The organism is Pseudoalteromonas sp. Isolate6 (assembly GCF_022398435.1).
Classification (GTDB): Bacteria; Pseudomonadota; Gammaproteobacteria; order Enterobacterales; family Alteromonadaceae; genus Pseudoalteromonas; species Pseudoalteromonas galatheae.
Map to the genome: position 1 here is coordinate 1 of NZ_JAKEVK010000164.1, position 11,011 is coordinate 11,011.

The 11,011-nt window shown below is 43.5% G+C and carries 10 protein-coding genes; all 10 read right to left on the reverse strand.

All coding sequences use genetic code 11. The annotated features are described in order from the left end of the window. Positions 1-72 precede the first annotated feature (72 nt). Positions 73-1,536, reverse strand: a complete 1,464-nt coding sequence (locus tag L1D50_RS17575; protein ID WP_128728046.1) for a HAMP domain-containing sensor histidine kinase — start codon at positions 1,534-1,536, stop codon at positions 73-75. Next, positions 1,533-2,264: a response regulator transcription factor gene (locus tag L1D50_RS17580; RefSeq protein ID WP_239966502.1), complete on the reverse strand. Its 732-nt coding sequence runs from the start codon at positions 2,262-2,264 to the stop codon at positions 1,533-1,535. Before L1D50_RS17580 ends, L1D50_RS17575 begins: the two co-directional genes overlap by 4 nt. A gap of 52 nt (positions 2,265-2,316) precedes the next feature. Then, positions 2,317-3,024 carry a spondin domain-containing protein gene (locus L1D50_RS17585; RefSeq protein WP_239966503.1) on the reverse strand — a complete coding sequence of 236 codons (708 nt, stop codon included), beginning with the start codon at positions 3,022-3,024 and terminating at the stop codon, positions 2,317-2,319. A gap of 9 nt (positions 3,025-3,033) precedes the next feature. Further along, a complete protein-coding gene (locus L1D50_RS17590) occupies positions 3,034-3,732 on the reverse strand; it encodes a spondin domain-containing protein (RefSeq protein WP_239966504.1) in 699 nt (232 codons plus the stop codon). Between the two features lie 244 nt (positions 3,733-3,976). After that, the gene (locus tag L1D50_RS17595) at positions 3,977-5,944 is read right to left on the reverse strand and encodes an FAD-dependent L-amino acid oxidase (RefSeq protein WP_239966505.1); all 1,968 of its coding nucleotides are present in this window, start codon (positions 5,942-5,944) and stop codon (positions 3,977-3,979) included. Between the two features lie 357 nt (positions 5,945-6,301). Further along, positions 6,302-7,471: a glutathionylspermidine synthase family protein gene (locus L1D50_RS17600; RefSeq protein WP_128728041.1), complete on the reverse strand. Its 1,170-nt coding sequence runs from the start codon at positions 7,469-7,471 to the stop codon at positions 6,302-6,304. A 113-nt stretch (positions 7,472-7,584) separates the two neighbouring features. Continuing rightward, positions 7,585-8,181, reverse strand: a complete 597-nt coding sequence (locus tag L1D50_RS17605) for a DUF1190 domain-containing protein (RefSeq protein ID WP_128728040.1) — start codon at positions 8,179-8,181, stop codon at positions 7,585-7,587. A 9-nt stretch (positions 8,182-8,190) separates the two neighbouring features. Continuing rightward, entirely contained in the window at positions 8,191-8,595 is a 405-nt protein-coding gene (locus L1D50_RS17610; protein WP_128728039.1) for a DUF350 domain-containing protein, read from the reverse strand. A 44-nt stretch (positions 8,596-8,639) separates the two neighbouring features. After that, entirely contained in the window at positions 8,640-9,005 is a 366-nt protein-coding gene (locus tag L1D50_RS17615) for a PilZ domain-containing protein (RefSeq protein ID WP_128728038.1), read from the reverse strand. 218 nt (positions 9,006-9,223) lie between these two features. Then, positions 9,224-10,888 carry an energy-dependent translational throttle protein EttA gene (gene ettA, locus L1D50_RS17620; protein WP_138523496.1) on the reverse strand — a complete coding sequence of 555 codons (1,665 nt, stop codon included), beginning with the start codon at positions 10,886-10,888 and terminating at the stop codon, positions 9,224-9,226. Positions 10,889-11,011 lie beyond the last annotated feature (123 nt).

Below are 11,011 nucleotides of genomic sequence, written 5' to 3' on the forward strand. Positions count from 1 at the left end.
ATAGTGTATCTTGAGTAGAAGCTCAGAGTACTCGATACCAAATTGGAGTTGGTTGCTCCGAGCTTTAGTGATTTATTCTTTCAAAGGCAAAACGATGGTGAATTGACAGCCTTCATTAAGTGCGCTTGCTACACTGATCCGTCCTTTTAGTATTTTGATCAGCTCACTGGTAATAGCGAGACCAAGGCCTGCATTATGTTTACGATTACTATTACTATTTTTGGCTTGAAAACTCGCATCAAAGATATGTTGTAGGTCTGACGCACTGATACCAATACCTGTATCATTTACTTTGATATATGCATAACCCTCACACTCTTCTAGTACTAAACTAATTTCTCCACCAGCTTCAGTGTGTCTAATGGCGTTATCTATTAAGTTTGACAGCACTCTATCTAGTTTTCCTATGTCACTGACAATCACCAAAGTACTTTGAGGTGGGGATACGACTATCTGTAATTGGTTGGCTTCAGCCCTTAACTTGAATTTTGCTGCGACGTCATACATTAACTCCAGCAGGTTAAAGGGCTCAACATGGAGTTTGGTATGTCCGGCTTCTAAGTGAGCTAGCTCAAAAATTTGTGCGATAAGATGATTCAGTTGATTTATATTTTTGCTGGCAATTTCGATGTGTGGAACGATATTTTTGTCACTCGTTTGTTTTTCTATTAGTTCTATGTAACCTTTCAGTGAAGCAAGTGGTGTGCGAAGATCGTGGCTTAGTTGGGAAAGTAACTCTCTACGTTGTTCATCTTTGAGGTTAAGTGTTGCTAATTGCTGCTGAATTTTATCCAGCATAGCATTGACGCTGCGACCTAGCTGATGTATCTCATCATGCTCCTCGGGCCAGTTTATTTGCGCATCTTGACTTATATTAAACTGGTTTTGACTGACTTGGTCTATATATTGAGTCAATCTAGACACTGGTTTGGTGATTTTATTTAGCAGCAACAGAACGACAATCAGTAGAAAGAATAAAGTGCCGAGTAACCAGCTAACCCCAAGCATTACCTTATCTGAATTTTTTAGTTGCTCAATAATGCTATCGTATTTTGAGGAGCCAATTATGATATATAGATAACCCTGTAAAATGTCTTGATTAAATACGGGAGCAACAGAGAAAATTTTACTGCCATTCACACTTCTCGGATCATCACCAAATACAGGAAGTTGGCTATTGCTTTTTAGGAGCCTTTGTAACGGGGTAATGTCAATATACTGGCGTTTAACCTCTCCTGGAGTTGCAGAGTAAGTTAGTAGCTTCCCTTCAGGGGAGACGAAATAAAACTCGAATGAAGGACCCAAGATCATCAAGGTGTGAAACAAATTACTCAAGCCATCATAGTCATACACTCCCTTTTTTATCAGAGGATTATCGTCAACAAGGTGGGTTGCGAGTGCAAGGTGTAATTGTTGCTCAGCTTGAGATTTAGAAACTTGAGATAACGCTTGAGTCCACCACACAAAAATTGCTGCGATGACGACGAAAGTGACAAATAAGGTAAGTGCAAGCTTTTTGTAAAGTGAGAGCTTCATAGGCTTTGTCCGCTAAGAGAGGCTGAATTTAATTTATAACCAACACCCCATACTGTTTCTATCACCGTATTATTTGAAATTGCTTCAAGCTTAGCCCTCAGACGATTAATATGGGAATTAACGGTATGCTCGTAACCTGAGTGTTGGTAGCCCCATACTGATTCTAATAGCTGAGTTCGTGAAAATACGTGATTTGGGTGTTTAGCAAAAAACTGCAGCAGCTCAAACTCGGTTGCGGTGAGGTCTAACCTAACATTAGCCAACGAAATTTCATGACAACAGGCATCTATAATAAGGTTCCCAACTTCAATTTTATCACTGGGGGAGTCTGCACTTTCGGTTTGTATTGACTGCTTAAGTTGCCTGACATGGCGTAGCTGTGCTTTTACTCTCGCTTGCAACTCTCTCGTATTGAAAGGCTTACATATATAGTCATCTGCACCGACTTCCAGCCCGATGATCCTATCGACCTCGCTACTTTTCGAGGTGACGATGATTATACTACTCATAGGGTAAAGCGCCTTAAGCTCTCGACAGAGGGTTAGTCCATCCATATTGGGTAGCATTAAATCCAGTAAAATCACGGCAAAATCGTTTGCTTTAGCAACCGTTAATACTTGGCTGCCGTCGGCAACATGCGTTACCGTTAAAGCTAACTCCTCTAAATGCACTTGGAGCAATCTCGCTATGTCTAGGTCATCTTCAACTAGCAACACGTTTTCTAACATAAATAGCCCTTTATGAAAGCGCAAACGCCTATGGCAGGCGTTTGCGCATAGGCTATTTAACTCTCTCGATAGTGACTGCAAGCAGCGGGTTATCAAATTTATGGATACTAGTGAGCGTTGAACTTTGGAGTCCATCATCACTACCAACCACACCACTGTGCATCGATACTACATTGTGATTATCGTTGCGCTCTGCGTTAAAGCCTTCACCACTATCTGCTGGACCGGGTATGGTTCCCATGGCTTCGCTATTCAGCTCAGTGCCAGCATCGTAAGCAATCGTTCGATACATTTGTATCTCGCCTACGGCCAGTGCAGAGACGTCTATAGCATTTAGACCGGAGAATCCATCATTGGTATTCACCATCATGGTTAATAGCGATAATTTTAGCTCAGAAAGGTCTGTAGTTTTGATGGAGAGGTTAGTTTCTGCACCGGGGCCCAAAGGTCCATCCGTTGAGACGGATGCTAGTGTCATCTCGTCGGCTATGACGTCATTGTTATTTCCCCCCTCTGCAAGTTGTTCTAAAGCTTCACTTGCAGGCATGCCAACAGTAAAGTAATGGCCAGACTGATGAAGCAACACTGCAATTGGTGACATTGGCTGTGCATATGTAAGGTTCGTGATAGTGATGGCAAACTCATACTCAACTGGTTCTGGCTCAACCGGAGGCTCTGGCATCACCATATTATTGTCATTGTCTCCACATGCACTGAGCAGGAGCACAGACATGGCAATTAATGCTAATTTCGCTTTCATAGCTCCCCCTTATTTTACGGTTATTGTTACTTTAGCTACGGGATTTAACCAACGGTGCACGGTGTTATGCAGATCGCTATTACCGCCGACTTGCTCGTCGTCACCTACGTTGCCTCTGTGAATATGGACCATGGTGTTTTCTTCACTTGCTGTGACGCCAGCACCTTGAGTTCCAGGAGCCACACCTGGCGATGCTGGGATCCCTAAAATACCGGGTGCACCAGAGCCTTCGACAACCAGTTCATTATTCGCTTCAGTACCCGCATCATATGCATTAAGGTAAACTTCATAGGTGCCGGCAGCGCTTGGAATAGGCCAAGCATTTAATCCTACAAATCCATCATTGGTAGGAAGTAGCATCGCCACAATTGAAAGGTGCGTATTTCCTTCACTAGTGGCTATCATGGTCATTGTAGAACTTGCGGGTGCAAGTAGCCCCTCAGCTGGGTTTGCGACCATGTTGGCGTTTGAGCTTTCGAGGATTTGCCCTAAAGCTGAAATGTCTCCGCCTTCGGCCATAGCTTGCAATGCTTCGGAAGCTTGCTCACCAAGTTTAAAAAGAGCGGTATCTTGATTATGAGCAGCCACCAGTAAAGGCGTATAGTAAATACCGTGAGTGAGGTTAGTGATTTTTACTTCAAGGTCTTGTGCCAGCGCAGCGCTTGATAAACACGTTGCGACTAGGGTGGTCAGGATTTTTGCTTTCATGATGTACTCTTCTTATTAGGGTTAACAGTCTCCTTATCATGGCCGCAAGATATTGAGATAGGCTCACGGAGTTATCACGTTTTTATCACAAAAGCGTAGAATACTTATCACATGGCTCAGATCAGCGGAGCTTAGTTTAACTTGAAATACGCCGGAACGGTTCTAATCGGTCGAGAACTATCAATTCGTTCTGCAAGGTAGGGATAATGAGGAGTAAAAAACTCCTCATTACTAGAGAGGCGGGTTAGGGCTTATCGAAATAACTGAGGTTGACGCCAAACACACTATTGGCATCAGCAAGCGTTACTTTGTCTTTGGTGTTTGGTGAAAAGTTAGGATCGATATATTCCATAATCACTTCATTAGCAATTTTCCGATAGGCGATTTGTATTGCTTCTGATGAACTACAGCCTTGATCCGTTTCAAAGACTTCGCTTAGTGGCGCTAAACCAAACCCTTTTTGTAGCGCTAAATCTGTCGAACGTAACGCGCCTTCAACCCAGCCCTGATAATCAGAGTAAGCTTCACCGCAGGTAAACAGATTTGGCAACGGCTCCACTAAATCTTCGATAACGTCTTTATCATTCGCACCAATCGCCCATTGATGTACACCAAAACCAAATTGAAGATTTTCAGGCACATTGAAATTTACATTCCCTTCCCAAACTCGAGCGCTCGTGAGGGTGGGTTGTGGGACATAGTGCGTATTAAAAATGTCTTTAAAGAATTGTGTCGCTTGTCGTACAACCGCTTCCGAGGCTGGAAATATATCACTGGGAATAGATTCAACGAGTTCCGACTCACGAGGGTGATGATAAAGCTCACCTTTATTTTGCAGTGCACTCCAAAAATTAATATTCAAATAATCACAGTAAATAGTCAATGCGGCTGGGCGACTGTATTTAGCGGCTTCTATCCCTTCGAGTTTGTGTTGGGTTTCTGAGTTAGGCTCGGCATGACGCTCGTTATACATAAGCGCGGCTGCGAGTTCATCATCTAAAGCATAAAAGGGATAAACAGAACCTGTTGGTAAATCGGCAAAGTTAGGTCCAAAGCTCACCGCAGGGCGGCCTGTTATGCCGGTTCCCCACCATGCAGTGTCGTAGTATAAATTAATCTTCAGGAGCGGTTGGTTGCTTGTGCTTTGCAATGTATCCCATAACGCATCGCGCCGCTGCTTTGGTAGTTGTTTGAATACATCTGACGCTATGAACAACTTTTCAAGCGCGAGCCTTGGCAGCCCTAAAATAAGCTTTTCGGCTTTAAATGTTCCTTCGCTTATCTGTCCGTCTTGCTCGGTTTTGGTGTACTTAAGTACATATAGATTGTCTGCTTTATCAAAGGCGATGCTGTCGATGCTCGTTTGCAGGTAAATCTTCTCTTTACCTATTTTATCCACCAGCGCGTTTGGCAGGGTGCTAAAACCGTCTTTAAAGGTTCTAAATTCGACATCTGCAGGAAAGTCTTCCAAAAGCTGATAGGCAACCCCCGCATTCATTTTCGATAAGAAGGTGCCATTAAAGCCCAAAACACGATACAGCATGGTGATACATTCTTGGCTATAACCCATATCAGTGAGTAAATCCCACAAAGACCAATTATATAGCGGTTCACCTTGCCATTGACATTGCAGACGGAAATCCTGCCAAAACTCTGGACCGCGAACCTCTGGCCTTGAATCAAACTGTGGATTCACTTGCAAGATTCGATTAAAAACAACATTAATAATGTCTTTGGGGTTAACACCTTGCTCGTTTGGGTCGAGGTTATAAAGTGCTGACCAAATATGATAGTCGTCTTGTTCGGCATCGTTTACCGAAAAGCTGGTACCGCGAAAGTAGAGCCGGTTATTGCCGCCGCTATTCATAGGGAAAGGGACTATCTGATCTTCTAGGCCCAATCTAAGAAAGAGGGCCATTAGGTCATCCATACCCTCAAATAGAAACCGCATACCACCTTGTTCTTCTTTGACTGTAATGGTGCTGTTAGGCTTTGCTCCTGCGCGGTTATCTCTGAAATGGATAAGATCTGAGTCTAATCTTCCACCTGTGCGGTTGCTGCGCTCAAAAATGGCGAAGTCATCAACGTCTGTTTCGCACTGTAATCGCCAAGCGCTATACAAACCAGACATACCAGCCCCTATCACTGCGACCTTCACTGCGTCTGGAATGGGTTTTTGACTAATGTCTGTACCTATTTTGTAGTGAGTCATGTGAGTTCCTTAGTCGACTATGTCTCACACTTTTGAGGCTGACTGCTTTTATACCAGTTGGTATTACTTCCTAGCTCGCTAAGTGATCCATAACGTATCTATGCACTCCAATTTGTTGAGTGCACTTTCCAAAAATCTGTTGCAGCAAGCCAAGTATTGCCTTCTCAGCTTGATGCAAAATCCAGATACTACTTTAGTACACCAGTTAAATTTGTGTTAATTTTTGCGGCGAGTTTTGCCAAGTGTTTGTCTAAAAGGTATAAATTTTATAAGCTTTTATTCTTGGCTGAACACTAATTTGAGAGATGGAACATATTTATTCCATACCGACTAACTTGTTTAGGGGAACCGATGAATTTAGCCAACAATGATATGGGGTAAGAAACGGCTAAGATCTTGGGTGATCAGACTTTTATCTTCACGAACACCAATTCCAACCGCTTTGTCACCGACAATCCATGAGCCGATGAGCGTATTGAAGCCTGCAAATTTTGGTAAAGGCGAGTAAGCTTGATAAATATAACCTTCTTCGCCATATCCACCAGCAGACTGTGCAAGCAGTTGTTGATCTTTTCGGATCTCAATATTCGCGCCTTCACGAGAAAATAGCGGCTTCTTCACATAGCCGGACTCGCTGTTTGCAATTTTATGCTTGTCCTGTTCAAAGTATGCCGGTAACAGATTTGGGTGATTGGGAAAGGTTTGCCATAGCAAAGGTAAGATTGCTTTATTAGATAAAATCGCTTTCCAAGCAGGCTCTAGCCATTGCACTTTTGCTTTTGATAACTGCTCACTATATTCATCTTGAAACATAAATTCCCACGGGTATAGCTTAAACATCCATTGAATTTTTGAATCATCAAGGTCGACAAAGTGTTGGCCATGAAATCCGATATCTTCGATAAAAACTTGTTTCGTTTTGAGTCCAGCTTCCATCGCGCAGCTGCGCATATATTGAATGGTGCCCAAGTCCTCAATGCTTTCTTTGCAGCAAGAAAAGTGTAGGGGAGCACCACGGTGGAATTTATGCAGTTGATAAAAGCGCTCTATTAGCGCTTCTTGTAGGCCATTAAATTGATCCGCATTACGAGGCAGTTTACCGGCTTTCACTTGTTCTTCAAGCCATAGCCACTGCCAATAACCTGTTTCGAATAAGCTGGTGGGCGTGTCATAATTGGCCTCCAGCAGCTTGGCTGGTGACTTACCACCGTAACTAAAATCAAAACGACCATAGAGCGCTTGGTCTCGACGACGCCATGAGCGAGTCACTAATTCCCATTGCGACTCAGGAATAGCAAACTGTTGCAGAAGTGACTCATCATTACACACTAGATCGACAAGGTGTAAGAGCATTTGGTGAAGTTCATCACTTGGGTCTTCCAAGTCTTGCTCAATTTGTTTTAACGTAAATTGATAATATGCACTTTCGTCCCAATACTTTTCACCATACATAGTATGAAATTCAAAGCCGTGAGCTTTTGCTTGTTCACGCCAGTGTGGGCGTTCATCAATAGAAATTCTTAACATAAGGATAAAATCGATCCGTCTAATATCAATTGCATAGATATCAAGTAAACTACAGAATACTCAATAAAAAGCCGAGTGAACCTCGGCTTATCTTTTATTAAGCTAAGGTTGGCTTAGCTGCCCCAACTGCCACCGCTACTACGAGTAGCACTACGACCAAACCCACCGCGACTACGTGATACGGAGCTGGCACGCGGCTTGTAATTGATGGTCGAGCTTTTGACCGACGTTGTACCAGAAGATTTTGCAGATGCGACAAACCCGTTTTGCGCATTTCGATAGCTAAAGAAGTCATCACGAGAGCGATACAGCGGTTTTGCGCCAGAATAGTAAGTGCCGCCTAAGTAAGCTGCCTTTTTCTTCTTGCGCTTTTTCATCATGTCTAAGCCTTCATCGACGGCCTCTGCAAGCGCAGCAACCATAAAGCCCGCCATAATTGGACGCCAGATCCCACCAACTGAATGCTCACAACGGTCAAAGCCAAAGTCGCTCTCGCACAACTGCTCAGAGGCATATTTGGGGGCTTCTTGACGGTGGCTGTCGAGTGCTTGTTGATATTGAAACTGGCATGCTTCTTCTTCAATACCGAATGATGTACATTCATCAACGTCTTTAAAAAGTAAGGCTGATTCGTCACTATCACCACACGCGGTCAACCCTCCTGTGGCGCCCATTAATAAAGTCAATTTTATTGTTCTACTCCTTTTCATCTTGACTCCTTAATAGGTCATGCATGCGGCATTCAAAATTCCGGTCGCAAGCGAGGCACCACCTAAGAACAGACCTGCACTGATATGATTGTTTTCGATTTTCTCAGATAACTTTGGCATATACAGTCTTACCATGAAGAAGGTAATTAATTGCATGATTCCTGCAATAATTCCCCAAACGGCAAAATCAATAAGTGATACTGCATTTATAGCGGCACTGGCGATAGGCAAGACAAAACCAATTAAGGTACCGCAAAACGCAGCTGCGGCAGCAGGATTGTTTTCTTTGACGAGTTTCCACTCACAATAAGGCGTAACTTTGGAGTAGATAAATAAAAAGGCTAAGGTAAGTAAGTAGGCAAGGCCGAAATAGGAAATAAAAGGGACAAATCCTTGTAAAGAATCCAAAATCATAATTTTCTCTTTGTTATTGAATCGAACTTGAAGTCCGATAGATATTAATCATCATCGTAGGTGAGCTGCTCCAGCTCGCGATGTAGTATATCATCATCTCCAAGGTTAAGTTCAATAAGGCGCTTTAAATGCGTCACACTATCGAGGTCGATTTGGCGGCAATGTACGCCTAGGTGACCCTCTTCAACATGACGAACTTCTATCTCCATCGTAATTTGGATATCACTACCTGGTAGATAAAAGTTTAAACTTGCTGGGTCGTTTTTGAGTGGCACATAGCCATCGGGTAGGGTAAGCAACGCCCCATTGAGCGATAAATCCAATATTTCACAGCTAAAATCACCGCTTGAGGCCATAAACTGTGCCTCGTTTGAAAAAATAACTCTGGAAAAACGTCGACGTTCTTTCATTACTGATCCTAATAGTCCGTATAGGTAAATAATAGCTTATATCATTGTGCTCGCTACTAAAAATGACAATAAATTACGCCGGTTGGGAGGGAGTGGTAGTATTCGCTATTGACCTTGATCGTACTAGATAAATAAAGTAAAGCAGGTATTAAAAAACAAAAGAGGCTCCTAACGAGGAGCCTCAGATTATCATCGTCGATAGACTAATGTTTTGATTGTTAGCCAATCTTCTTATATTTGATACGTTTAGGCTCTGCCGCCTCAGCGCCAAAGGTCTTCTTCAGCCACTCTTCGTATTCGGTGTAGTTGCCGTCAAAGAAATTGATTTGGCCTTCATCACGGTAATCTAGAATGTGCGTCGCGATACGGTCTAGGAACCAACGGTCGTGCGAGATACACATAACGCAGCCCGGGAATTCCAAAATCGCATTTTCTAGCGCTCGTAACGTTTCAACGTCTAGATCGTTGGTTGGTTCATCCAGCAACAGTACGTTACCGCCTGCTTTTAGCAGTTTAGCTAAGTGCAGACGATTACGCTCACCACCGGAAAGCTCTTTTACAAACTTTTGTTGGTCATTGCCCTTAAAGTTAAAGCGGCCAACATAGGCGCGGCTCGGTACTTCAAAGTTGCCAATTTTAAGAATGTCTTGGCCGTTAGAGATCTCTTGGAATACGGTGTTATTACCGTCCATGTCATCACGGAACTGTTCAACTGTGGCGATTTCCACTGTTTCACCAATAGTGATGTTACCACTATCTGGCTGCTCTTGACCGCTTAGCATTCTAAACAGCGTTGATTTACCCGCGCCGTTTGCACCGATGATCCCAACAATTGCGCCTTTAGGTACGTTGAAGTTCAAATCGTCAATCAACAATCTGTCACCGAAGCTCTTACGTAAGTTGCTTACTTCAATCACTTGGTCGCCTAAGCGAGGGCCAGGTGGAATGAATAGCTCATTGGTTTCGTTACGCTTTTGATAGTCGTTTTGCTGAAGCTCAGTAAACTGCGCCATACGTGCTTTAGATTTAGCTTGGCGACCTTTCGGATTTGAGCGCACCCACTCAAGTTCTTTTTCAATCGACTTCTGGCGTGCTTTCTCTGACTTTTCTTCTTGCTTCAAGCGCGCATCTTTTTGCTCAAGCCATGAAGAATAGTTACCTTCCCAAGGAATGCCATGGCCACGGTCAAGCTCTAGAATCCAGCCAGCTACATTATCTAGGAAGTAGCGGTCGTGGGTGATCGCCACCACGGTGCCCTCGTAGTCATGAAGGAATCGCTCTAACCACGCAACTGACTCGGCATCTAAGTGGTTAGTTGGTTCGTCAAGAAGCAACATATCTGGTTTTTCAAGTAATAGGCGGCAGATAGCAACACGGCGCCTTTCACCACCAGAGAGATGCTCAATTTTTGCGTCCCATTCTGGTAAACGAAGTGCGTCGGCAGCGCGCTCAAGCGCATTATCTAGGTTATGACCGTCATGTGCTTGGATAATAGCTTCTAATTCGCCTTGCTCTTTGGCTAGCGCATCAAAGTCAGCGTCTTCCATTGCGTACTCAGCGTACACTTCATCTAATCGACTTAGGGCGCGCTTGACTTCGCCAACCGCTTCTTCAATCGTTTCACGAACGGTTTTGCTTTCATCTAATACAGGCTCCTGCGGTAGGTAGCCAATCTTAGTACCAGGTTGCGGACGTGCCTCGCCTTCGAATTCGTTATCCACACCCGCCATAATGCGAAGTAAGGTCGACTTACCTGCACCATTAAGACCTAAAACACCAATTTTAGCGCCCGGGAAAAAGCATAAAGAAATGTCTTTTAGAATAGTGCGCTTAGGTGGCACAACTTTGCTCACCCGCGACATGGTATAAATATATTGAGCCATGAGTTTCCAATCTCTTTTTTAAGTTAGATGTATTTTAGAGAAAGCCTTCCAGTGCTGCAATGTTGATAGTTCAGAACGAGGAAAAAACAATGTTCAAGCCAGTATTGGTTAACTATTGTAATT

Bases quoted from the DNA above. Each gene is read 5' to 3' on its own strand.
- L1D50_RS17615 (WP_128728038.1), bottom strand. From the start codon at position 9,005: ATGAAAGAACGTCGACGTTTTTCCAGAGTTATTTTTTCAAACGAGGCA.
- L1D50_RS17600 (WP_128728041.1), bottom strand. From the start codon at position 7,471: ATGTTAAGAATTTCTATTGATGAACGCCCACACTGGCGTGAACAAGCA.
- L1D50_RS17575 (WP_128728046.1), bottom strand. From the start codon at position 1,536: ATGAAGCTCTCACTTTACAAAAAGCTTGCACTTACCTTATTTGTCACT.
- L1D50_RS17610 (WP_128728039.1), bottom strand. From the start codon at position 8,595: ATGATTTTGGATTCTTTACAAGGATTTGTCCCTTTTATTTCCTATTTC.
- ettA (WP_138523496.1), bottom strand. From the start codon at position 10,888: ATGGCTCAATATATTTATACCATGTCGCGGGTGAGCAAAGTTGTGCCA.
- L1D50_RS17590 (WP_239966504.1), bottom strand. From the start codon at position 3,732: ATGAAAGCAAAAATCCTGACCACCCTAGTCGCAACGTGTTTATCAAGC.
- L1D50_RS17595 (WP_239966505.1), bottom strand. From the start codon at position 5,944: ATGACTCACTACAAAATAGGTACAGACATTAGTCAAAAACCCATTCCA.
- L1D50_RS17605 (WP_128728040.1), bottom strand. From the start codon at position 8,181: ATGAAAAGGAGTAGAACAATAAAATTGACTTTATTAATGGGCGCCACA.
- L1D50_RS17585 (WP_239966503.1), bottom strand. From the start codon at position 3,024: ATGAAAGCGAAATTAGCATTAATTGCCATGTCTGTGCTCCTGCTCAGT.
- L1D50_RS17580 (WP_239966502.1), bottom strand. From the start codon at position 2,264: ATGTTAGAAAACGTGTTGCTAGTTGAAGATGACCTAGACATAGCGAGA.